This is a genomic window from Shewanella sp. MR-4 (assembly GCF_000014685.1).
Lineage (GTDB): Bacteria > Pseudomonadota > Gammaproteobacteria > Enterobacterales > Shewanellaceae > Shewanella.
Genome location: NC_008321.1, coordinates 4,032,073 through 4,056,866 on the forward strand (window position 1 = coordinate 4,032,073; position 24,794 = coordinate 4,056,866).

Below are 24,794 nucleotides of genomic sequence, written 5' to 3' on the forward strand. Positions count from 1 at the left end.
GAGAGCTGAACTCACGGGTGATAAAACCCAGAGTCAATGGCGCTTAGATATCGAAGCGATCGGCGTTCATCACCTTATTCCAGGCTTTGATAAAGTCCTGCACGAATCTGTCTTGTCCATCTTGGGCGCCGTACACTTCAGACACGGCGCGCAATTCAGAGTGCGAACCGAAGACTAAATCGACGGGAGTCGCGGTCCATTTCAGTTTACCGCTCTTACGATCTTGCCCTTCGTAGATACCTTCTTGCTTCTCTGACTTGCTCCACTTGGTCGACATATCGAGCAAGTTAACGAAGAAGTCATTGCTTAAGGTGCCAGGTTTGTCGGTAAACACCCCGTGTTTCACGCCAGCGCTGTTGGCATCTAAGGCGCGCAGACCACCTACCAGTACAGTCATTTCCGGTACGGTCAGATTAAGCATGTTCGCACGTTCAATCAGCATCTCGGCGGGAGAATGGCTGCTGTCCTTCGAGTAGTAGTTACGGAAACCATCGGCCGTTGGCTCAAGAACCGCGAAGGATGACACATCGGTTTGTGCCTGAGTCGCATCCATACGTCCTGGAGTGAATGGTACAGAAACAGCCACACCCGCCTCTTTCGCAGCCTTTTCTACCGCCACGCTACCACCGAGCACAATCACATCGGCCAGCGAAACCTTCTTGCCACCTTTCAGTGAGCCGTTGAAGTCTTTTTGGACTTTTTCCAATTTAGCCAGCACCTTAGCTAACTCTTTAGGATTGTTCGCCTGCCAATTCATCATAGGCTCTAAACGAATACGCGCGCCGTTTGCACCACCACGCATATCGGTACCCCGGAAGCTGCTGGCCGAAGCCCATGCCGTTCTCACCAATTCGGGAACCGTTAAGCCAGAAGCCAAGATTTTGTTACCTAAGGCTTTGATATCGGCGTTATCAATTACAAGGTGGTCAAGGGCGGGAATTGGATCCTGCCAAATCAACATTTCCGCTGGCACATCGGCACCTAAGTATCTTGCCTTAGGTCCCATATCGCGGTGAGTTAACTTAAACCATGCCTTAGCGAAGGCCAGCTCAAACTCCTGTGGATTTTTAAGGAAACGGGTCGTGATCTCGCGGTAAATAGGATCTTCCTTCAGCGCGATATCACTGGTGAACATCATAGGCGCATGGCGCTTATCCGCAATATGCGCATCGGGGATCAGATTGGCGGCCTTACCGTCGGCAGGTATCCACTGAATATGGCCCGCTGGGCTCTTGGTTTGTACCCAATCAAAGGTATACAGCCAAGTTAAGTATTCCATGGTCCATTTGGTTGGGTTGGATGACCAAGCCCCTTCTAAACCACTGGTAACAGTGTCTTCCGAGTGGCCTTTGCCGCATTTGTTTTTCCAGCCTAAACCTTGTGCCTCAACACCAGAGGCGGCGGGATCGGCACCGACACATTTAGAGGGATCATGCGCGCCGTGCGCCTTACCAAAGGTGTGACCACCCGCGATCAACGCAACGGTTTCTTCATCATTCATCGCCATACGGCCAAAGGTGTCACGAATTTCCTTCGCCGAGGCTAATGGATCTGGCACACCATTAGGGCCTTCTGGGTTAACGTAAATTAAGCCCATTTGGGTCGCGCCCATCGGCTTAGCCAGTTCGCCCTTTTCATTGCGGCGTTTGCTATCGAGCCAGGCTTTTTCTGAACCCCAGTTCACCTGTTCCGCTTCCCAGTCGTCGACACGACCACCGGCAAAACCAAAGGTTTTAAAGCCCATAGACTCCAGCGCCACGTTACCCGTGAACACCATTAAGTCGCCCCACGAAATTTTGCTGCCGTATTTTTGTTTGATAGGCCACAGCAGGCGACGCGCCTTATCTAAGTTCACGTTATCTGGCCAGCTGTTTAATGGCTCGAAACGTTGCTGACCACCGGCGGCACCACCACGGCCATCAAAAATCCGATAAACACCCGCGCTGTGCCACGCCATACGAATAAAGAAAGGACCATAATGACCGTAGTCCGCTGGCCACCAATCCTGAGACTCAGTCATCAGGGCTTTGATGTCTTTTTTAACGGCGTCGAGATCTAAGGATTTAAAAGCTTCAGCGTAGTGGTAGTCGCTACCATAAGGATTTGATTCAACTGCATTTTGACGTAACGGGCTTAAATTTAGCTGTTCAGGCCACCAAAATTGATTACCCGTGACTTGCTCTTGTGCGATAGCAGCCCCACCAAATGCCAACGACATCGCTAAGGTCAGCGCTGACAAGGTAGGAATAGTAGTTTTCTTCATGATGATTACCTATTTCTTCTAGTAAGGACATATCTGCCTGCACAGATGAGTGTCGTTTGTTTGCTGCTCAACCCCATGTCTCGTTGTGTAATTCTCGGGTAATGCATGAAACCGTCACCACAATCGATGCCAGAAAGTGTAGTGATGCGAGCTAACTATATGAAATGATTAAAATCGATGATTGGAATCGCCAAAATAGATTAACAATTGTTAATTTATGAAAGGATTATCAAAATTCCGACTTACGGCAATCCATGCGGTATCGGAGTAAACAGCGATTAAGCCGTTACTTCACGGCCGTACCACCACTTAGGCGTAACTGTGATAAAATGGCCGCCGTTTTCTGTTAACTTCGACAAGGTATTGCAATGAATCCCATTATTGCCATCTTAAAAGAACACAATGTCACTGATGCAAAAATTAACGAGCTTTTTCAAGCATTAACCGATAATCCTCTCATGGCGATGGGCATTATTGGCCAGCTCGGCATTCCGCCCGAAAAACTGCAGCAACTGATGGCGTTGGTAATGCAAAACCCAGCATTAATCAAAGAAGCCGTACTCGAGTTAGGTCTCGATTTCGCCAAAGTTGAAGCCGCCAAGGCGCAGCTGCAAAAGTAATTTATGCCCAGCCAATGGCTTATAAAGGTAAAGCGAAATTCGCTTTACCTTTTCTTCAGTACTTATCTCCCTTACCACGCTGTTACATAAAGATATAAAAACCTTATCCCCCCTCGCTGATAATATTTGCTAGAGTGTTGCTACACGCCATACTGGCAAAAGAGTGACCAAGAGGAAGCAAGATGCGCCCACATACTCCCCTATTAGCACTACTATTGCCCGTATTGTTGTTGGGTTGCCAAGAGCAGACTCAGGCGCAAAATCCGTCGACTGTGGACAAACCCGCCGCACAAAGCTCTGCCCAAACGGACACCGCACAAACAAGCGCAGCTCAAACTGACACGCCCCCAAAAGAGACGAGCGAGGACAAAACGGTCACTGTGGATAGGCGCGACACTCCGCAGCTTCACACATCGACTGATAAAGGTTTTATCAAGCCAAGTATTTCACCCCAAGGAGAAGGCGTAATGCTGCAAGGCACTGTGAGATATATGAATTTAGAAGGTGGATTCTGGGGCATTATCGCCGACAACGGCCAACAAATATTGCCTAAAAACCTGCCGCAGGATTACCGCAAAGACGGGCTGCGCTTGAGTTTCACCGCGCAGGAAATCACTGGCATGATGACCATTCAGCAGTGGGGCACACTCTCGAGTTTAAGTGACATCACGGTTATCGGCCAAGTCGAGAGTCAATCGGCGGATCCACGACTCTAACAAGCGTTGGCCTGAGTATGAGCCGCAAGCTTCGGGCAAAAACTCAGGCCACACTTATTGAACATTGAACATCGAGCGAATAGCATCCCCTCGTTCTGGCAAGGTATCCTAAGTACGCGCACATCAGGTGATGGTTCCACACCCGATGGCTCAAAGGATACATGCCACAGGGGGCAAACATTAAGGCTGCCCCGACACCTTGGCCTGCTCAGCCTGCCACTCTTCAATCACTTCTTTTGCCGCCCGAAAAGCCTCAATGCCCGATGGCATGCCGCAATACATGGTTGAATGTAAAAGCACTTCTTGGATTTCTTCCACAGTGCAACCATTACGCAACGCGCCGCGCACATGGCCTTTTAATTCGGTCGATGCCTTTAACGCGGCAAGCGTCGCTATGGTCACAAGACTGCGAGTTTGCCGAGAAAGCCCCTCACGCACCCAAACCTCGCCCCAGCAGTTCGCCGTCACCAACTCCTGTAATGGACGCGTAAAATCCGTGGCACTGCTCAAGGCCTTATCGACAAAACTATCGCCCATCACGGCGCGGCGTACTTCCAGCCCCTTCTCGTATTGTTCATCATTCATTTATTCAATCCCTGTGTTATCCAATCTCAATTAGCCTACTCTAGGGAAGATAGCGTGCTCGCGCCATACTCCTTAGGTGGATGCTAGGGCGCAAAAATAACAATGGGTTTATCCCGATTGGATAAACCCATTCACAACGAACTGTTTTCAGACGATGATCTTAAAAGCCCATCTGCCAATCTGAGGCCTTAGGGATAAATACGCTTCCAATCGGCTTTCATATCGACCATGGGCCAGCCTTTGGACGTTGCTTCATCTAAGCCTTTGTTTAACTGACCGATATGGGAGTCGCGATCATATTTCCACTCACGCTTGTCATCGGTATGGTGGATGTACATAGGTAAACGTAGGCCGTCACCCGCCGCGGTCCATTGCAACATGGCCAAGTCGCCATCCGAATTACCAAAGGCGGCTATGGGTCTGCGGCCTATACGTTCATATATTTCCTGCACTTTCATTTCTTTATCGTCGTTCACTAAGAAATTTGGCATACGTTTTAATGTCGGCTTACCGTCAACCAAGCTGAACTCGGTCTCAAAGGTACTGCCCACCACTTGCTCTGGGGGAATATGGTAAACGCCTTCCACCCAAGCCCGCATAAAACCCGTGCCGCCGCCGGAGACGATAAAGGTCTTAAAGCCATTAGCTCGCAGGTAATCCAGCAGCTCTAACATAGGTTGGAACACCATTTCGGTGTACTTTTTCCCTGTGGTGGGATGCTTGGCCGTCGCAATCCAGTCCTTCACTATGGCATCGAACTCATCGGTGCTCATGCCGGAATGGGTCGCATAAATCACTTTCACTAAGTCTTCGGTATGCAGCTTGCTCACATCGCCCTTAAGCACGCTGGCGAAGGGTTCCTCGGTTTTCCATTCGGGATGGCTTGAAGCCAGGGTTTTGAGGCGGTCGAGGGCAAACAACACCTGAAAGTACATGGGCTGTTCAGACCATAGGGTGCCGTCGTTGTCAAAGGTCGCGATCCGCTCGGCTTCTGGCACAAAATATTGAGAATTCTTATCCGTCACTTGCTGCACAAACTGTGTAATGGCCGCCTTGGCCTTACCATCGTTCCAAGATGCCAAAGGGTCACTCTGGGCCGCATAAGCTTGCCCCACCAGCAACATACTAACGAGTAACAATATCCAATTGCGGTATAGTCGTATGATTCTCACAGGGTATCTCCTTATTACTATCTGTAATGTCCCTCTATGACTCAGAGGCTTTGGGTTCGGATAACGCGTTTTCAGCGGCTACTTTTTCGGTTAGTAAGGGTTGCGTCTCTAATGCGACGAGGGCCTTAGGTAAGGCCAACCCCATTCGGACTCGCTTAATGCGCTTCCAGAGGTAGATAAAATCCGCCCGAGGAGTCGAATGGGTTTGTAACCTCAGGGCAGCTGCTTGCCAATCAGGCTCTGTGGATACCGCTGTCATCGACAGTAATTGTTTGCGCCGACGTAAGCGTCGGTACAAGAGTGCTCGACAGGTTTGCCATTCACCGCGGCGCAGAGCGCGGTAAAACACTAGCCACACAGGAATAGGATGGGTTTGGTAATACGCTTTCCCCCAGCGTATCAATAACCCCAATATCGCCGCGCTTAACAGCAGGGTGAACAGTGTCCATGCGTGGTACTTCAACCAAGAACTCAGGGTATGCTTGACCTTAATAGTCTTCCCTTCCAACACTATCTGCTCCAACTGGCCGCTTTGAGTGTTCCACCACCAGAGTCGATACTCGGGCCAGCTCACATCGCCGCCATGTTGCAACACGTAGGTTTGGCTATCGATTCGGCTCGACACATAACCTTCACGGCTTTGTTTATCCACCAGCTCGGGCGAAGTGGGATACAGCTTCCAATCGGGAGAAGCTTGCGCCGGCATAAGATTGGGCAGCAGCACAGATAGGGAATCATTGGCCTCAATATGAATGGTGCGCACTAGGCTATCCCCCACCTTGAGTACCTCAGCCTCATTTGGGCTCCACTCCTGCTGCACTTTGACGTCCGATGCCGCAAACCAAGCCTTTGTGCTGGCAAGCTCGGCACTGGGCGGAGCCACCCGAAATCCCATCGCAGGGGTTGTAAGCGTGACAGCTTGTTTGTCGCCATTGACGCCAGCCACCTGAGTGATGACTGTAGCTTCTGGCACACTAAAATCACCGCTGGTTTGTGGATAGAGGGCGATTTCCCAGCGCTGCCGCGACCAAGTCTGGCCGTCTTCCTGCTCGGTATAGTTAACGGCAAAGGTATTGCGTTGCTTCACTAACACATTGGGGATTTCAATGCCCTTTATCTGAGTGCCCGAGGTAAACCAGCGGTTGGTCGACACCTCAATCTGCAACAATATCTGCTCCGTCGGCGCCCATAGCTTTTCAGTTCCATTGGGGGTTGCATCCGGTTTGTCACCCAACCACGCCTTCACTTTGACCGCGGTGGCGGGCTCGGTTGGTAGGGCATCGCCCGCCTGCGCATTGGCATGGGTTGCGAGCAGCAAACCATTCAATACTAAGGTGATGAACATCAAAACGACTCTTCTAGCCATCAATCTCGCACCGCCGATGACTGGCTTTATCGGCACTCGCACTCTGCTGCCAGATAGCGTTTTGTCGAAGCTCAGTGCACTGTTTGCATGACTCATGGCTGCAACCCTCCCTTGGCGTTATCAGTGCTCTGTGCGTCCTTAGGTTGCAGATTTTGCAGCTGAAACTTCGCCCGCAAAAATTGTTCGGGATTAGCCTCGACTCGCTTAAGCCAGACTTCAGCCAATTTAGGATCGCCTAACATCTGCTCCGCCGTCAGGTTTTGCGACTGCATTTTATCCTGTGAGGTTTGTTCATCGGCGCCTTCGGCGGTCTGTGGCTGATCGTCCGGCAACTCGATAGAGGTTTCCTGATCGCCCATACTGTTGGCTTGGGAGGCACTCGCTTGATTGATTTCATCAATAAGCCCTTGGATAACCTTAAGATTATGCTCGATATCGGCTTTTAGATCTGGAGCAATATCCTGCTTTTTCGCCAGCGTCTTCAATAGCTTACGCGCCGCGATATATTCCCGCTGCCGCGCTAATGCGCTGGCGGCATAATAGGCGCCGAGATCGGTTTGTACCTGCATAAAGGCCGAATGGGCGAGCTTATACTCGCCGCCATAGTAGTAGGCAATGCCCTTGTTGAGCACCGAATGGTAAGCCGCTGCCGCCTTGGCAAATTCGCCCCTACTAAACCAGAGTGCGCCTTGTTGATCCGGCGTTAGCCACAGATCCAACCACCATTGCCAACTCCGCTCGGCAAAGCTGACTTGTGTCACTTGGGTCTCGGTGGCGGCCTTAGAAACGGTGATTTCGGCATAGACCTGTTGCGGCGCAATACTCGGTAGCATTAACGCTAACACTAGGCTCCATTTCACCAACCAACCCCGGCGAAACCACAGTAAACTGAGCAAGGCTAAGGGCCAGAGCAACCAATAGCCCTCATCTAACCAAGGCATGCTGGAATCATTATTGAGCATGCTAAAGCGCTCAATTTTGCGCTCAAGAGCCTGAATATCCGCATCATCTATTGTCATGCGGTACAGACTGCCGCCCGTGCTATCGGCCAAGTTGGCAAGGGAGTCAACATCCACTGGCACCTGCGATTGAACATCGGGATCGCCGATCGCCAAGATCAGCAATTGATAGGGAGGATGTTCAAACTGCTCAGTAAAATACCGCTCAAACGCATCGATAGTGAGTTGGTCAACGCCGTCGGTGAGCAGTAAGACACTGTTGCCCGCATTGGCGGGTAATTGCTCAGCGAGCTGACTCAGTGCGGTTTGCGCCGCCTTACCCGATAACGGCATCACCTCAGGGCTGATCGCCTCAAGGTAAGGCTGCAGCACCTTAGCGTCGCTGGTAACAGGCATAGCCACATGGGCGCTGCCCGCAAACACCATCAACCCCGTCTTACCGCCGCTTCGCGCCGCGATTAAATCTAAGATCTTATGTTTAGCGCGGCTGAGTCTATCCGGCGCCACGTCCTGCTGTTTCATGCTCTCGCTGCTGTCGAGCAACACCATCAGCGCGGCATCGTCCTCGCCGAAGGGCGACGCTTCACGCTCCCAGGTCGGTCCCGCACAGATAATCACTGCCAATAACAGCAATAACATTAAGATTTTCAAAGGTAATTGACTGCGCCAACCGCCTTGATTCAGCGTGAGCGCACTGCGCAAATGGTTGGGAAAAAATACTAGCCGTTGCTGCACATCATCCCGGCGCCAACGCAACATCAGCACAATGGCGAGTGGAATGAGGGTCAATAACCAGAGTGGCCGAATAAAATGAAACTGCGCCAACATTTGCAGTTCTAAATGCCAATCACTCATTGGCCACCTCGGTGCGGCTGAACATTTGCCGCAGCGTCATCCAACTGAAAATCAACAAGTGTAAGGCGAGTACGATGGCAATCAGATAATAATGCAGGGTAATTTTCGGGCGGAAACTGGCGCTGCTGTATTGCTGCGGCTCTAGCTTATCGATCAGCTGATACGCCTTATCCAATTCCGCTTGGTCGATAGCAATAAAGGCGCGCGCCTGAGTGAGCTGCGACACCCTTTGAACCACCTCCATATCCATTGGCTGCTCGCCCACATGGGTGGGATCGCCCATAGCGATAATGTAAATCTTGATGCCTCTGGCAGCCGCAATCTTGGCGGCATCCACGGGTTCGACAAAGCTGCCAGTATCGTTACCATCGGTCAGCACTATCATCACCTGCTGCTCCGATGGCTGCGGATTTTGCTCGAACACTTTAATGCCAAGACCAATCGCATCGCCAAGATGGGTGCTCTGCCCCGCCATCCCCGTTTGCGCCTCCTCTAGCAAGCTTAACCACACCTGCTGATCGGCGGTAAATGGCGTTTGGATAAAGGCGGCATCCCCAAACAAGATCAGTCCAAACCGATCGCCACTGCGTTTGGCGATAAAGGTTTTTAAGACGTTTTTCGCCGCGTTTAAGCGGGTTAAGGTACTGCCATCGGCGGTGGTAAAATCCGCCTCATCCATGGAGCCAGACAAGTCCACCAACATAAGGACGTCCCGCCCGAAGGCTTCGCGGGTTTGAACTTCACCTAAGATACTGGGCTTAGCCAATGCGGTAACAATCAACAGCCAAGAGAGGATCAGCATGCCCCGCTGCCAATGTTTCGGGCTGAGCAGGCCAGCGGCAACTTTGGGAGTCTCGTTCAATGCCCGAAGGATTTCGGTAAAGAACGGCACTTTGATCGCGTCTTCGCGACTACGGTACGCGGGCACAAACCAGTACACCAGCACGGGCAGCGGCAACAGGATAAACGCCCAAGGATAGGCAAACTCAAGCTGATCCATGGCGAGCCTCCGGCAATTGATGCCCGCTTAACCACTGGCTTAGCCCTTGGCGCACAGCGCTAAAGTCGGGGCGAGCGACATTAGGATCTTCAAGGCATTTTAGCCACTGCTGAAACGATTCATCGTTCGCGAGGTGAGCCTTTGTATGGTAACGCCCCATCTGCTCGAGCAAAGGAGCACCGTAGAGGGAGGCGTTTTTCGGCTCTAAGTAGACCATCACGATTTTAATAATCTTCATCATCTGCGTCGGCCAATGCGGATCCTCCGCCGACAGACTCAGCAAGGCCGTTATCGCCTCCTGGCGGTAACGGTTTCGCCACCAGAAAATCCCCTTGAGATACAGGCGATAACCCAGATACAGCAGCAATACCAGCAGCAATATTTGCCAGCCCAGAGTCTGTGGCCACCAGCTCACAGGATCGGGCTGAGCCACGTCTTTTAACTCCCTCAGCATGTAGCTGCTGGGAGGAGACTGAGTTGCACCAAGCAGTAAGATTGCCGTCATTGGATATCACTCAGGGTACGAGCCAGTTGCAGCAGATGATCGCCTTGCGTGCCGATTTCAATGAAGGGCATACGCTGCATCGCCATCAGATTTTTGAGTTGGGTTTGTTTCTCAAGATATTGTTTTTGCAGCGCCTTATTCACCTCGGCCGTTTGTTGTCCCTTCTGTAATGCCAACTGATATTGGCCATCACCCACCACCCAAGTGCTGCTAACACTATCTTCGGGCACATGGGTTTCCATCGGATCAGAGATAAAAATACACAGCACATCATTATGCTGCTGCAGGTACTTTAACTGTTTGAGGGATTGGTTATCTGCATCGGCAAAGTCGCTGACAATCACTAGCGTTGCGGCTTTGAGGCTGCGCTGACTTAAAATTTGCATCCACTGGGCGAAGCTTACCCGTTTGCTATCTCGGCTCGCCGCGCTCAGGGAATGATTGGCTTGGATAAGCCTATCTAATCCCATTAAAAAATGCGCCGTACCACGCTTTGCCGAGCACCAATGTAGCTGCCGAGTCGCGGATATCAACAGCCCAACCCTGTCATTATTGGCCAGCGCCAGCCAGCCCATTAAGGCGGCAATCTCGGCGGCCACGACGGATTTCATATGGCTCACCGAACCAAAATACATGGAGCTACGTTGGTCAACGCAAAGGATCACTTGGCGATCTTTCTCTTCGGTGTAACTGCGCACATGGGGCTTACCCGTGCGCTGGGTGACCTTCCAATCCATTTGGCGAATATCATCACCCAGTTGGTAGTGGCGCAGCTCCTCAAAGTTCAGCCCGCGCCCCCGTTGATGCGATTGATAACGGCCAGAAAGGTGCGCCCGAGAGTAACGCAGGCTAAGCAGTTTGATTTGCGTCGTCTGTCCCTGCAATCGTACCAGTTGTGGCAAACTGGCGTAGATACGGGAGTCCTGTTGCTTAGCGGCAGCGGACATGGACGACAGAGTTCGAGAGGATGTGGCCAGAGATGCGAGCGCCATAGCCGTTATCCAATACTGACCACATCGAGCAGTTCATGCACCAGATCGCGCTGATTGACTCCATCCGCTAATGCCTCGTAGGAGAGGCTCAACCTATGGCCCAACACTAAAATCGCCACCTCACGCACATCGTCCACCAGCACATGGTCGCGGCCATTTAGCCAAGCCAAGGCGCGGGCACATTTGTCCAGCGCAATGGATGCCCGAGGGCTGGCGCCAATCATCAGCCAGCTGGCTAACTTGGACTGGGGATATTGCTCTGGCTGGCGCGTCGCCATTACTAAATCGATAATATAGTTCTCCACCATATCCGATAGCGTCACGGCCGCAATTTGCTGCCGCGCCTTGAGAATACTGGCGGGATCTATGGTGATGGTTTGCGGTTTTTCGGTGCTAAATACGCCGTTTTCCTCACTGCGGACGAGGCGCACTATGTCACGCTCGGCTTCTTTTGTAGGGTATTCCACCGAAGCTTTGATCAGGAAACGATCCATCTGCGCCTCGGGCAGCGGATAGGTACCTTCCTGCTCGATGGGGTTTTGCGTCGCCAGCACCATAAAGAGTTCGGGCAACACATGGGTTTGCCCCGCCACGGTAATAGTGCCTTCGGCCATGGCCTCTAACAGCGCCGCCTGCACCTTGGCGGGGGCACGGTTAATTTCATCGGCCAGCACGATTTGATTAAACACTGGCCCCGGCTGAAACCTGAGTGTCGATTTACCCTCAGCCTCGTGAAGCACCTCAGTGCCCGTCACATCGGAGGGTAAGAGATCCGGCGTAAACTGGATCCGACCAAAGGAAATCGCCAAGGCATTGGCCAAGGCCTTAACCGAGCGGGTTTTTGCCGTTCCGGGCAAACCTTCGAGCAGCACATGGCCGCTACACAGTAAGCCCAAAATCAGACTGCGGATCACTGTGCGTTGCCCTACGACTTGAGATTCAACCTGCTCAATTAAGGCGAGAATATCCCCGTGGGCACGCGTTTGTGTGTTAGCCATTGGTTCCATGTGGTTGTCCTAGCAATACGGCCAATCCCGTCAGAATTGGCAACGAATAATCGAAAAATGCTTTAATCCCTGGACACAGATAATTGAGCCCTTCTTCCCCATCAGGGGTTTTCAGCAGGCGATTTTTAGGGCATTCACCCCAACAGAGTTTGAGATAAGGGCAGTCTTTACAGTATTGGGGTAACGAATCGCGCTTCGCCATACCAAAGGTTAATTGCCGGGTTGAGAACGCCATTTCATTTAAGGGACGCTCGCGCACATTGGCAATCTTATATTCGGGGTAAACATAATGGTCACAGCTAAAGACATCGCCATTATGCTCAATGGCTAAGCCCTTACCGCAAAACTCAGCGGTAATACAAAGCTGCGCCGGTTTGCCCATCACTTGGGCGACCGCCGTCTCAAACAGGTTAACCAGTACTCGGCCAAGATCGTTGTTGATCCACTCTTCAAAGGTGACGATAAGGAACTTGCCCCAGTCATCGGCATCGACTGACCAATCCGTCACCACCGACATAGGATGCCCAGGCTTTGCCAGCTCGCTGCCGACCGTGGGTACCATGCTGCTGTTCCAAAACTGTGGCGCCGTGGTTTTAAAATCGCTGGGTTCGACCACAGGATTGAACTGGATATAGGTCGCGCCCAACTCTTTGGTGACAAAGCGATAAACTTCGAGCGGGTACTTAACGTTGTGGCGGTTAACCGTCACTAAGGCGTTAAAACGCACCTTGTATTGTTTGAGCTTTTCGACCGCGGCCATCACTAAATGAAAGGTTGGCTTGCCACTGCGGGTCACACGATATTTGTTATGGAGTTCTTCGGGACCGTCGATGGATAAACCCACGAGGAAATTATGTTCGGCAAGAAACTGGCACCACTCATCGTTTAATAGGATGCCGTTGGTTTGCAGATCGTTTTCAATTTTAACGCCCACGGGCTGATATTTTTTCTGTAGCTGAACTACCTTGCGATAGTAGTCCACGCCTAACAGGGTCGGCTCGCCACCCTGCCATGAGAATACGATTTCATCGCCATCTTGGCTTTCGATATAACCTTTAATAAAGGCTTCGAGGGTCGCATCATCCATCTCTGGTTGCTTAGGCTGATGCAATAAGCCTTCTTTGTGCAGATAAAAACAGTACTGGCAATCGATGTTACATTTCGCCCCACCGGGTTTAGCCATCACGTGGAAACGACGTTGGTAATCGGGATGCTCTCCAAGCGCTTTTGCAGCTGATTTTAACGGTACGACATCGAGTATCGTTGATGCTCGCATTGAAGTTTTCGCCATGCAGACTTCCTTGTATTGGCTGACGTTCAGATGAACGTCAACCAATTTCTATTTAAAAAACAGCTTGTTTATCTAGGAACAAACGTACCAGCTTCCATCCGCGGTGGGAACTCTTTAAAGCTTTCCATCACTTCAGCAACCTTAGCCATGGCAGGGCCCATCAAGAATGCACGTTCGTACATCCAAGTGTTGTAGCCCATACCTTTGTCACCCTTCTCGAATGGATCGACACTGAGGTCGAAAATCAAAGGTACACGCAACTTAGTGAATGGATATTGCCAAACCGCAAAGCCCGTTTCATGTTCTTGGATCATGAAGTGGAACTTGTATTGGTTATAACGCAATGCCAATAAGTCACCGTCGTCACTCCAGTAGACGAACTCTTTACGAGCCGACTCTTGAGTCTTATCGGTGAAGTAAGGCAGTTGGTTGTAACCATCGAGGTGCACTTTGTAGGTTTGTTTACCGACCTTTTTACCCTTGAGTAATTCTTTCTCAACGCCTTCACCGCCCGCTGCGGCGACTAAGGTTGGGAAAAAGTCTTCCAAAGAGACCATACCGTTTTTAGTGGTTCCAGGCTTGATGTGTCCAGGCCATTTGATCATGCCAGGCACACGGAATGCACCTTCCCAACCGGTGTTTTTCTCACTGCGGAAGGGCGTCACACCCGCATCAGGCCACATGTCGACCATGGGACCGTTATCCGAGGTGTAGATGATGATAGTGTTATCATCAATACCCAGATCTTTGATCTTCTTCAGTAACTTACCCACCTCATCGTCGTGCTGCTTCATACCATCGGCATAGAATCCGGCACCGGTTTTACCGGCATAGGAGTCAGGCACATGGGTATAGTTGTGCATACGCGTGGTGTTAAACCAAGTGAAGAAGGGTTTATCCGCCTTAACTTGCTTCTCGATAAAGGTTTCGGCAGCATCGAGGAACTCGCCATCGACGGTTTCCATACGCTTACGGGTCAGTGGACCTGTATCTTCGATTTTGCCATCGGCATAGGAATGGATGACGCCACGTGGGCCAAACTTCTTACGGAAGGCAGGATCTTTAGGATAATCGACGTTTTCAGGCTCTTCTTCGGCATTGAGGTGGTACAAGTTACCAAAGAATTCGTCGAAACCATGGTTAGTCGGTAAATGCTCGTCGCGGTCGCCTAAGTGGTTTTTACCAAATTGACCCGTTGCATAACCTAAATTTTTTAACATAGTTGCAATCGTGGGATCTTTTTCGCTGATCCCTTCGGGGGCGCCTGGCATACCGACTTTAGATAGACCTGTACGCTTAGGCATCTGGCCAGTAATAAAGGCACTACGACCCGCGGTAGAGCTCTGCTGAGCATAAAAGTTAGTAAACTTGGTTCCTTCTGCGGCAATACTGTCAATATTGGGCGTGCTATATGCCAACATTCCATTGTTGTAGGTACTTAAGTTCCAGTAACCCACATCATCACCAAAAATTACCAGAATATTTGGTTTATCTGCAGCATAGGCTGTCACTGACGCGGCGCCCAAAGCAAGTGTGCAAGCATTTAGCACAAACTTATTTGAGCGCGGTTTTTTTCCTGTACTCATAAAGACTCCATTTTTACGGTGGGTGGTGATCTCATCTCACAAAAAATAAACATCCCACTCAGGCTAGACCCAATTTGTACAAGAAACAATCATCAAAATGTTTTAAGATACATAAATCAAATTTATGAATTGAAGATTATGGGTTGAAATTTATGGATTTAAATTTAGTGCGCACCTTTTTAGTCGTGGCCGAATGCCAGTCCTACACTAAAGCCGCTGAACATTTACAATTAACGCAACCCGCAATCAGTGCCGCAATTAAACGCTTAGAAAATCGCTATGGCGAAAACCTTTTTATCAAGCAGGGCCGAGGAATAGAACTCTCCAGTAAAGGGCAACAACTGATCCCCGCATTTCGCCAAGCACTCAGCATCATCGAAAATGCAATGAATATGCGTACCCAATTTAATGTTTGCTGCAATGAATCGCTGATGAGTACTTTATTTTCGATTGATAACATTAGCTTGCAAGAATCTCCCCCAGAGAAGGACCAACTGTTTGAGCACCTGCGTCAAGAGAAAATCGACATCATAGTCGACAGCATTAGGACCAGAGACAGTGCATTTATGGTGGAGGAAATTTACTTAGAACCTTTAGTGGTGATTTGTCGTCGAGGCCACCCCCGGATCCAACACAGCCTCACTAAAGAGGCCTTTTATAATGAAGAGCATGTATTTTATAGCGGCACCTGGGAAAAAATTCGAGCCTTCGAACTCCTTGCCAATGAACCGATTGAAGATCGCAAAATGGCATTAGTCTGTCATTCCATCGCCAGCATTGCGTTGAATATTTGTCAGAGTGACGCCATCGCCGTAATACCGCTCGCATTTGCAGAACAATGGGCAGAAAAGTTAAACCTGCAAATATTAACTTGCCCCATTATTACAGATTTGATCCCCTATCATTTGATGTATCACAAACGGGAAATTAAAAATCCCTATCACAAAAAAATCAGGGAAGAAATAAAAGCCAAGATAAAGGCATTATCTCAGCAATAGTGGATGAATTGAGTATTCATCATCAGCCACAATGGCTCGATTAAAACTCGGACTCCGAGTGGCATACGACTCGCCGCCTGTAGTTTGAAATTGGACCCGAACCCAAACATCACATTTCAGGCAATAAAAAAGCAAGCGGTTAAGCTTGCTTTTGGCGGCATACTAAAACGTGTTATTTCACACGACGACGCATGAATGCTAATGGGGCTAGTAGTAATACAAACCACGACAAGCTACCACCTGATGAACCTTCTTTTTCGGGTTCTACTGGCGCTTGGCCTTCGCCATTAATAGTTACCGTAACAGAGGCTGTCATTTCAGCATCCCCATCAGAGATAGTATAAGTAAAAGTCTCTGTTGCAGATTGCCCCTGATATAAGTGACCAAACTGTCCATTAGGGCTGTAAGTTACAGTACCATCATTATTATTGGTGACCTTGCCCTTCAAAGAGCCAACATCAATAGCTGTGATAGTAAGCGTGTCTCCATCTGCATCGGTGTCATTTGCAAGTAAGTCAATTTGTATGCTCCCTGACTTAGTCGTTACCGCTGTGTCAGCGACAGCAACAGGAGCCGCATTAATACCAACAACACTAATAGTCACTTCAGTTGTGCTTGTCGCGCCAATTTCATCTGTGATGGTGTAACTAAATACTTCATTGGCCGTTTCACCTTTGACCAAATCATTAAACTGGCCGTTAGGATCGTAGATAAACGTACCATCGCCATTATCTGTCAGCTTACCTTTCAAACTAGCTTGTTTAGCCGAGAGGGTAAAAGTATGGCCGTCGGCATCGGTGTCATTCGTTAACGGCGATATTGTAACAGTCGCATTCTCATTGACACTGATAGCATCAGGCGTAGCTGTTGGCGGTGTATTAATTTTAACACTGACATCAACTGTAGCTTCAGCAAAGCCACCTTTGTTATCGGTAATGATGTAAGCAAAGCTATCTAATACGGTTGAGCCTGGCGTTTCATTTGCAAAGGCACTACCTGAGTCATAACTGATAACATTGCCCGAAACCGCAACAGCCCCCTTAGTAGCTCCAGTAGTAACGCTATCGATCACTAAAGTATCACCATCTGCATCCGTATCATTTGCCAAAGGTGAAATTGTCACTTTTTGGCCAGCCCAAATGGTCATAGCATCCGAGTTGGCTACTGGCACATTGTTCGGCGGAACGTCAGTGTTTAACGGTTCACCCGCACTGACTTGATATCCCCCCGTAGCAGCAGTGTCATCTTCATGGCTAACAACAACATACAGAGTCGATTCCAGTTCAGACTTAGCTAACTTTGAGAACACATAATTTGTCGCGGATGGATTTGTTGCTAGGGTGACATTATCCACTATTGCCGTAGACGCATCTGGTTTGTACACAGTTAACTTAGGCTTCATACCTAAGCTAGCATCAGTCACACGCACCACGAGATCTTTACTCATATCGATGTTTTCTAAGACATAGAAATCAAGGTCGCCAGCACTATCGATCACACCATTGATACCAGCATTCGTCGTCTCGAGTTTAGTCGCAATATAATGACTGTCATCACCGTCATAATAAGGCACGTCGCTAACAACTAATGAGGTTTTCGCGATACGTACAAAGTTTTCCGTAATGGTTGGTAAAGCTTCTTGCACTGGCTCAGAGCCGTCCAATGTTGGTGTAAACAAGCCTGTGGCAGTATATCTCGCCTTGCTATCCTTGTTATCAACATTCACTTCAACTTGGTAAATACCATTCTGATTGTATGGCGCAACTGCAGAGTAAATACCGTCACCAGCGACCGCATCACCTCCTTGTCCATTATCAAACATTTCCAAATTCGTCGTGTTGCCCATCGGATCCTTGATGGTCGCAAGGACGTTAGCCCCAGTGATCAGTTTATCTTTGGTTAACGCCGTCGTTAAAATCATCGGGCTCGGATAAGTAACGGCATTACCTGCAAAGCCCTCAACTGATACGGTATAACTCCCCGCAAGACTAGGTTCTGCACTCACATTGACGGTCGCATCCAGTGGACGATTGACATTTGTATTAGTCAACTCAAGTTGCCATTCACCATGACCGAGCGAAGCAATAACGCTATTAGGCACATTGACATTACAAGACTGTCCGCCTGTTACAGTCACGCAATCAAACGACACGCCAGCAACGTTATTTCCAGAGGCGTCTTTTAGCGTGAGTTGTAGATCTGAGGCGCTACCTTTGTGGTTTACGAAAATATTCACATTATCTAAACCAGAGTCAATATGAATCTCCTGAGTGGCGCTTGCATCATTTGCCACATTAACCGTTGATGACACTAAGTTTTGATTATCAGTAGCAATGGCATTTGCTTGTAAGAAAGCATCGATAATTTCCGAGAGTGTCGTGGGTGAAGAAAAGTATTTCCCACCTGTAGCATTCGCCATAGTCACTAAAGGACCTGTAGGCGAAGCTGAACCATAGCCGAAACTAAAGATTGGGACATTCGCATTTTGATAGGCAGTGATGACTGTAGATTCATTTTTTATAGAACTATTATCATCGCCATCCGCTAGCACAAAAACAACACCAGGAGCACCACTTGCTGCCGCGGTCTGGTAAGTAATTAAATTATCAAGAGCAAGAGAGCTACCATCGAATAGTGCAGTTGAACCGCTGGCATAGATATTGTCAATTGCAGCTTTCAGAGCTTGTTTGATACCAGTATCCGGCTTAGGTATTTGTTGCACGGCAAAATCTTGCTTCACGCTTGAGCGACTGGAGAAAGAAACCAACCCCATCGCAGTACTGCCTTCTGCGGTAGCATCTACAAGTGTTTTCGCGGCTTGAATTGCGTTATTAATCGGCGAACCATACATGCTACCCGATCTGTCCATCACGATCTGCATATCGATATCACCTTCCACCCACACAAACTTCAGCTGATCACGACAGCTAGACTGAGCCGCGGGTAACTCAGTTTTGACAGGGTTGCTAGCATCGGGTGCATTATTCGCTAACGTGGTGTATCGAGTGCGAGTAGGCTGGGCTGTTTTGCGACCAGATTTAGGGTCATCTTTCACGTCCTGGGTTAGCACTTCCCAAGCACTCTTTCCATACACTCGACCCTGTGCGGTACGGTTAACATCACCAATATTGTTCGCGGTTGAATGATTCAACCATTTCATATCACCATTTCTCGCTTGCCATTGATTACTCATAATGGAATCTGTGGCTACGTCAGTGGTAAGCGTGGCATTTGCCGCCCCAGAGACAGCATTACCTTTATATTCATCATATACACCGTAGGCATAATGTCCCCACTCATGTGCTAAGGTATAGCCAGCTCCGAGGGGATCGGTAAGCATGTTGTGGTCTTTACCTTGTCCCGCCCCATTAGGGAACACATCACCAAACCAAATATGCATACCATTGGCGCCAAAACCCGCTGTATTAGCGCGCGGCCATTCACGATCGCCCCAAATAATATCCGACTTAGATCTATGCTTATTTTCTCTGAAGATACTTATCTTTCCGAGCTTATGCTCACCATTCGATTGCTCACATACACCATCGGCAAAATAACCTAAGATTTCTTCGTAAGCTTTCTGCTCATTACCTTTGGGATTATTGTACAAAGATACAGTAATATCGAAAACAGCATTCGACGAATCAGAACTCATTGCTGAAACAGCTTGCATATGATTAGCAGAAACAATGGATTTTTCTTGCTGTTCAGTAACGGTGTTTACACGTGATAACCAACTGTTTGCAGCCATAGCTGAACTGGATGTTAAAGCGAATCCTACACAGATAGCGACCTTGCTTAGTTTATTTTCCTGTATCACTTCATATCTCCTTTAGAAAGTAATAATAGTTGGAAGGTATATTTGCCTTCTTTCACAACGAGTGTTCCGTTCTTGGTTAACCGTATTGAAAATGCAGGGTATAAAGACGAAAAATCAGCCATTGGTATTAGCTGAAAAATATACTGAATGAGCTTAGCCCCGGGTAATTCAAGGTCTGCAGGAATATCATTTGGAATGTGTAAAACAATAATGCTGGGTTCAATATCTCGTTCAGAAACGACAGCATCATATGAATAAGGGAATGCTTTAGGGTCAATTTCACAGTACTCCAACTGGTCGCTAAACCAATACTTATAAGCATGACCAAAACGTGTAAAGTCTTCAGCGGGAATGTTCTCTGCACAAAGATTTTCGGGCATATTTCCAATCACAATCTTATGTGACAAAAGCTGCCGATTGGAATCAAATACAATGACTTCGATACCACTCTCACTGAGTTCACGAATAATCTGAGTCGTGTATTGACGCTGAACATCCAAAGATGAGTTAAGTCTATAGATGGCTTTTGCTTGCACTGCACCACAAAATACAGACAGCACCATAGCCAAAATAAGGGTAATCTTTCGTATCATCCGTGAATACTTACTCGTCCTAAAAATCTACACTCAATGCTAACAAAAACGAAAAAATTTTTGTATATTTTTTAGCATATTCATAAAAAGTTAAAGCTGCTTTTATTTATAGAATTTGATCACCATTAATTATTGGTAGCTAAATAGAGTTATTTCCTCTGATACGGAACAAATTATTAAGTCAAAAGTATGATAAAACTAAAAGCATTAAAAAAGCGGATAAGAAAAGCAAAATTATATCTTCTGAACACAATAACCATTTAAATTTAACGAGCCATTCATAGTTTAATTATCTAAAAGTTGTTGCCGTCAAAGATGAAATATAGACAAAGATTGGGCAGGTATAGCTCTTTTGAGATTAGCAGCCGACACTTATGGTCACAGAAGTTCACCCTCACCAGCGAAGTTGCTGAAGGGCGTTGAAGACTCTTTATTAAACCGATGGGGCGTGAGCGAGGCATGAATGCCGAGCTAGCTTTCGGGGGGAAGGGACGCCCCATCGGAAGCGTTAGCGATTTTCGAATAAGCACAAAGCCCTGCTTTATAAATAGAGAGTCAATGCATGTAACTTCGCTAGGGGCGTCTTGGCTGCTTTTGAAAACAATAGCAAGGAGGATAGGACGAGCAGTCCTCCTTGGTCGACTCTTTATTAAAAAATCAGGGGGTGAAGCCCCACGACTTTGATTTTGCCTTTAAAAGCAATCAAGAATTATGGGATAGGCTCAACTCTATAGATTAACAAAGCCAAGGTGATAGTATTTCACCCTTGCGAAATTACAGCTGAGTGATAGATGTTGCTACACTTCCACATCCCTGACCTCGTCAACAAAACCAAGGTAACGTTCACATCTCGCTAGTAACTGGGTTTTGTAATGCGCCACAAATGATGCTTCATCTTCATCAAGGGGCGGGAGCATTAAAATCACCTCAGCTATTGCCTGCGGTATTTTTCGCGCAATTCTCGTTAAGTTACTGATTAATAGATTTCTTGGTAAACCCAAGCCATCTATAAACGCGGCTAATTGATACGCGTAAATGCTATTTGGATCAAATTCGTCATCAATAGCCATAGCAAGCTGTTGTTCAAAATCCTCATACATAGCCACGCTGACCAAATCGTACCAAGGAGTTGGCTCCATTCCGCTTGGCGTCATAAAAAATGAGTAGTTTTTACCGTGTGCATCGGCATTGCCAGTCAGTAAATTGAATAACGCCCATTGCAACATGTCTTGCTTAGCAGCCACGGGATTACGGCATTTTGCTGCAAGACTAAAGAGCCTGTTAAAACTTACCCCTTCACGAATATCTTTAACATCGCGCCCTGAACCAAAATTACGTTCATATTTTTTGCTTACACTAAAACCAAGGGCTTGGCAGCTATCGACAATATGCCTTCTTAATACCCTTTGCTCATTTGACATATAACGTCTGTCGAAGCGTTCAACACAAAGGGCTTTGTAACGGCCAAAATGAACAATATCGACATTCGCCACATTCATCCCAATCACTTTGGCTAAGCGCATCGTTATAAATTCATTGATCACTAAATGATGATGTTTTTCGAATTTAACAATATGGGTCGATGACAGCGTACCTTCGGCAAAGGCAAATTCTTTCCCGTTATAAAACAAGTTTAACTTAGGCTGAACACCCGCTACCGATAGTCGAGGTTTACCATCCCAAATTTCCATCGGCCACATTGTGGGATCTTCAATGCGTTGAATAACTTCTTCAGCCTTAATTGGCCGCAATTGTGTTTCAGGCAGTAAAACTCCTTTAGGAACGAAAGCGATGGCACCTGCGGTATCGAGACCAATGGCGCGGATCAAGGCAAAGGTGTTCCCCTTAGAGACGCCAAGCGATTCAATCAGATAATCTAATCCTTTATTTTCTGGCAATAAGTTAACCAAAAACATTGATATTTGATTACTCGTTCCTGTGCCATCTAAGGGAATAGTTGGTGAAAGTGGAAATCCACTTTGCTGCCAGTCTTTGGTGTAATGCACGGCAAAGGTGTCGGTCGTGGCACCAAAGGATAATTCCCCGATAATTGAATCACCGAGGTGCATCTCTAGCGTAAGCGTTTTAGCTGTACTCATGGGTTAATACCAGCCATTAGTTTCAGTGTCGCTGGTTTGAACCGAAACGATATCAATCCCCAGACCATCAAGGATTTTGAATACGGTTGAGATATAAACATCCTCGCCCTTTTCAACTCGGATCAGCGTTTTTTTGGTTACGCCACACAGCATGGCCGCCACGTCTTGGGTAAGAGCAGCAGTTTTCCTGCGTTCTTTAATTAACAAGCCGAGGGATTGTTGATTTAGCGGTGATGCCATTATCGTCTCCAAAAGTGTAACTTCATACACCTTAGCCTTAATATCAGTCCCATTCAATCAAAAAGTGTATATAAGTACACTTTTTGATTGTTGATAATGACAAACCAACCAAAAGTGTACAATGTTACACTTTCAAAGCAATTTTCAGTGCTTAACTCCCAAAAAGTGTAGGTAAGTACACCTAACTTGAAAAACGCCACTTCCCCAAGTTACCAGACCAAAAACAAAACCCCGATACTGTTGCCAGTATCGGGGTTTTCATTTTCTTTTATAACTATTTGGGTTTTAAGCGATTAAGCTAAAGACCGCTGATGTTTTTGCTAATCTAGCGCAGGAAAAATCGTTTTAGAGCAAGGCTTTTTGTTGCGACGTGTAGTGTTTTTCTACACGAGTAACAAAGTAACGCAGCTATAAACGATTTTAACCAGCTAGGATCACATCATGCCGCCCATTCCACCCATACCACCCATACCGCCCATATCTGGCGCATCAGCCTTTGGCAGTTCAGCTACCATAGCTTCGGTGGTGATCATCAGGCCTGCGATAGACGCTGCGAATTGCAGTGCGCTACGAGTCACTTTAGTTGGGTCAAGGATACCCATTTCTAACATGTCGCCGTAGGTGTCGTTGCCGGCGTTGTAACCATAGTTACCGCTACCGTTCTTCACTGTGTTAGCCACAACAGAGGCTTCTTCGCCTGCGTTAGTTGCGATTTGACGCAGTGGCGCTTCCATTGCACGCAGTGCGATAACCACACCGTGTTTTTGGTCTTCGTTAGCCACTTCAACGTCAGCAATCTTAGAAGCAACACGTACCAGAGCAACACCGCCGCCAGGTACCACGCCTTCTTCAACCGCAGCACGGGTTGCGTGCAGCGCGTCTTCTACGCGAGCTTTTTTCTCTTTCATTTCAACTTCGGTCGCTGCACCGACTTTGATTACCGCAACACCGCCAGCTAATTTAGCCATACGCTCTTGCAGTTTTTCTTTGTCGTAGTCTGAGGTTGATTCTTCGATTTGTTGCTTGATTTGGCTTACGCGCGCTTCGATTTGCGCTTGCTCACCGTTACCATCGATGATGGTGGTGTTGTCTTTAGTGATCACAACACGCTTAGCAGTACCTAAATCTTCTAAGGTTGCTTTTTCAAGCTCTAAACCGATTTCTTCAGCGATTACAGTACCGCCAGTTAAAATCGCCACGTCTTGCAGCATTGCCTTACGACGGTCACCAAAGCCAGGGGCTTTAACGGCAGCTACTTTCACGATACCGCGCATGTTGTTCACAACGAGCGTTGCTAAGGCTTCGCCTTCAACATCTTCGGCTACGATCAGTAATGGCTTACCGGTTTTTGCCAGACCTTCAAGGATTGGCAACAGTTCGCGAATGTTAGAGATTTTCTTGTCTACTAACAGTACGAATGGGTGATCTAATTCAACGCTGCCAGTTTCTGGCTTGTTGATGAAGTATGGAGACAGGTAACCACGGTCGAACTGCATACCTTCTACTACGTCCAGTTCGTTTTCCAGTGCTTGACCTTCTTCAACGGTGATCACGCCTTCTTTACCGACTTTTTCCATCGCAGTTGCGATGATTTCGCCGATTGACTCGTCAGAGTTAGCAGAGATAGTACCTACTTGAGCGATTGCTTTTGAGTCGGCGCAATCTTGAGAAAGGTTTTTCAGCTCGATAACGGCTGCAGCAACGGCTTTATCGATACCGCGCTTTAAGTCCATTGGGTTCATACCCGCTGCAACGGCTTTTAAACCTTCAGTCACAATGGCTTGAGCCAGAACAGTTGCAGTAGTAGTACCGTCACCAGCGGCGTCGTTGGCTTTAGAAGCAACTTCTTTCACCATTTGCGCGCCCATGTTTTCGAATTTGTCTTCTAATTCGATTTCTTTTGCAACAGACACACCGTCTTTAGTGATCAGTGGTGAGCCGAAGCTCTTGTCTAATACCACGTTACGGCCTTTAGGGCCTAAGGTCACTTTCACTGCGTTAGCCAGAATGTTTACACCAGCCAGCATTTTTACGCGTGCGTCGTTACCAAATACAACTTCTTTAGCTGCCATATTGAGTATCCTTTAAATTTTTGATGATTAATTGGAATGTCGAATTGATGCCGTG

At 48.0% G+C, this 24,794-nt stretch carries 19 protein-coding genes; 3 read left to right on the forward strand and 16 right to left on the reverse strand.

The window, feature by feature from the left end:
- Nucleotides 1–43: 43 nt before the first annotated feature.
- The gene (gene katG, locus SHEWMR4_RS17655) at nucleotides 44–2,263 is read right to left on the reverse strand and encodes a catalase/peroxidase HPI (protein ID WP_011624112.1); all 2,220 of its coding nucleotides are present in this window, start codon (nucleotides 2,261–2,263) and stop codon (nucleotides 44–46) included.
- A 368-nt stretch (nucleotides 2,264–2,631) separates the two neighbouring features.
- On the opposite strand from katG, the gene SHEWMR4_RS17660 reads away from it, so the two are divergent.
- On the forward strand, nucleotides 2,632–2,883 hold the full coding sequence (locus tag SHEWMR4_RS17660) for a DUF2999 family protein (protein WP_007650566.1): 252 nt from the start codon (nucleotides 2,632–2,634) through the stop codon (nucleotides 2,881–2,883).
- Nucleotides 2,884–3,065: 182 nt separating this feature from the next.
- Nucleotides 3,066–3,599, forward strand: coding sequence for a hypothetical protein (locus tag SHEWMR4_RS17665; RefSeq protein WP_011624113.1), 534 nt, complete (start codon nucleotides 3,066–3,068; stop codon nucleotides 3,597–3,599).
- A 180-nt stretch (nucleotides 3,600–3,779) separates the two neighbouring features.
- Here SHEWMR4_RS17665 and SHEWMR4_RS17670 read toward each other — a convergent pair whose 3' ends face one another.
- The 10 genes from SHEWMR4_RS17670 to SHEWMR4_RS17715 form a co-directional block, all read right to left on the reverse strand.
- Nucleotides 3,780–4,184, reverse strand: a complete 405-nt coding sequence (locus SHEWMR4_RS17670) for a carboxymuconolactone decarboxylase family protein (protein ID WP_011624114.1) — start codon at nucleotides 4,182–4,184, stop codon at nucleotides 3,780–3,782.
- A 188-nt stretch (nucleotides 4,185–4,372) separates the two neighbouring features.
- Entirely contained in the window at nucleotides 4,373–5,356 is a 984-nt protein-coding gene (locus tag SHEWMR4_RS17675) for an HAD family hydrolase (protein WP_011624115.1), read from the reverse strand.
- A gap of 34 nt (nucleotides 5,357–5,390) precedes the next feature.
- Nucleotides 5,391–6,818: a BatD family protein gene (locus SHEWMR4_RS17680; protein ID WP_011624116.1), complete on the reverse strand. Its 1,428-nt coding sequence runs from the start codon at nucleotides 6,816–6,818 to the stop codon at nucleotides 5,391–5,393.
- Complete coding sequence (locus tag SHEWMR4_RS17685) at nucleotides 6,815–8,536, reverse strand: VWA domain-containing protein (protein WP_011624117.1); 1,722 nt, start codon at nucleotides 8,534–8,536, stop codon at nucleotides 6,815–6,817. The genes SHEWMR4_RS17680 and SHEWMR4_RS17685 overlap by 4 nt, the downstream gene beginning before the upstream one ends.
- A complete protein-coding gene (locus SHEWMR4_RS17690) occupies nucleotides 8,529–9,536 on the reverse strand; it encodes a VWA domain-containing protein (protein ID WP_011624118.1) in 1,008 nt (335 codons plus the stop codon). Before SHEWMR4_RS17690 ends, SHEWMR4_RS17685 begins: the two co-directional genes overlap by 8 nt.
- Entirely contained in the window at nucleotides 9,523–10,041 is a 519-nt protein-coding gene (locus SHEWMR4_RS17695; RefSeq protein ID WP_011624119.1) for a DUF4381 domain-containing protein, read from the reverse strand. The genes SHEWMR4_RS17690 and SHEWMR4_RS17695 overlap by 14 nt, the downstream gene beginning before the upstream one ends.
- Nucleotides 10,038–11,033 (reverse strand): DUF58 domain-containing protein, encoded by a 996-nt coding sequence (locus tag SHEWMR4_RS17700; RefSeq protein ID WP_011624120.1) that lies wholly within the window; start codon nucleotides 11,031–11,033, stop codon nucleotides 10,038–10,040. The genes SHEWMR4_RS17695 and SHEWMR4_RS17700 overlap by 4 nt, the downstream gene beginning before the upstream one ends.
- 5 nt (nucleotides 11,034–11,038) lie before the next feature.
- Nucleotides 11,039–12,040, reverse strand: a complete 1,002-nt coding sequence (locus SHEWMR4_RS17705; RefSeq protein WP_011624121.1) for an AAA family ATPase — start codon at nucleotides 12,038–12,040, stop codon at nucleotides 11,039–11,041.
- The gene (locus tag SHEWMR4_RS17710; RefSeq protein WP_011624122.1) at nucleotides 12,024–13,331 is read right to left on the reverse strand and encodes an anaerobic sulfatase maturase; all 1,308 of its coding nucleotides are present in this window, start codon (nucleotides 13,329–13,331) and stop codon (nucleotides 12,024–12,026) included. Before SHEWMR4_RS17710 ends, SHEWMR4_RS17705 begins: the two co-directional genes overlap by 17 nt.
- Nucleotides 13,332–13,399: 68 nt before the next feature.
- Nucleotides 13,400–14,917, reverse strand: a complete 1,518-nt coding sequence (locus SHEWMR4_RS17715; RefSeq protein ID WP_011624123.1) for an arylsulfatase — start codon at nucleotides 14,915–14,917, stop codon at nucleotides 13,400–13,402.
- A gap of 152 nt (nucleotides 14,918–15,069) precedes the next feature.
- On the opposite strand from SHEWMR4_RS17715, the gene SHEWMR4_RS17720 reads away from it, so the two are divergent.
- On the forward strand, nucleotides 15,070–15,915 hold the full coding sequence (locus SHEWMR4_RS17720) for a LysR family transcriptional regulator (protein ID WP_011624124.1): 846 nt from the start codon (nucleotides 15,070–15,072) through the stop codon (nucleotides 15,913–15,915).
- A gap of 172 nt (nucleotides 15,916–16,087) precedes the next feature.
- On the opposite strand, the gene SHEWMR4_RS17725 is transcribed toward SHEWMR4_RS17720, so the two are convergent.
- The 5 genes from SHEWMR4_RS17725 to groL all read right to left on the reverse strand — a co-directional run bounded on the left by SHEWMR4_RS17725 (nucleotide 16,088) and on the right by groL (nucleotide 24,739).
- Complete coding sequence (locus SHEWMR4_RS17725) at nucleotides 16,088–19,735, reverse strand: Ig-like domain-containing protein (RefSeq protein ID WP_011624125.1); 3,648 nt, start codon at nucleotides 19,733–19,735, stop codon at nucleotides 16,088–16,090.
- Nucleotides 19,732–20,328 carry a hypothetical protein gene (locus SHEWMR4_RS17730; protein ID WP_011624126.1) on the reverse strand — a complete coding sequence of 199 codons (597 nt, stop codon included), beginning with the start codon at nucleotides 20,326–20,328 and terminating at the stop codon, nucleotides 19,732–19,734. Before SHEWMR4_RS17730 ends, SHEWMR4_RS17725 begins: the two co-directional genes overlap by 4 nt.
- 797 nt (nucleotides 20,329–21,125) lie before the next feature.
- Nucleotides 21,126–22,427, reverse strand: a complete 1,302-nt coding sequence (gene hipA / locus SHEWMR4_RS17735) for a type II toxin-antitoxin system toxin serine/threonine-protein kinase HipA (protein WP_011624127.1) — start codon at nucleotides 22,425–22,427, stop codon at nucleotides 21,126–21,128.
- Between the two features lie 3 nt (nucleotides 22,428–22,430).
- Nucleotides 22,431–22,667, reverse strand: coding sequence for a type II toxin-antitoxin system antitoxin HipB (gene hipB / locus SHEWMR4_RS17740; RefSeq protein WP_041408886.1), 237 nt, complete (start codon nucleotides 22,665–22,667; stop codon nucleotides 22,431–22,433).
- Between the two features lie 434 nt (nucleotides 22,668–23,101).
- Nucleotides 23,102–24,739: a chaperonin GroEL gene (groL, locus tag SHEWMR4_RS17745; protein WP_011624129.1), complete on the reverse strand. Its 1,638-nt coding sequence runs from the start codon at nucleotides 24,737–24,739 to the stop codon at nucleotides 23,102–23,104.
- Between the last annotated feature and the right edge of the window lie 55 nt (nucleotides 24,740–24,794).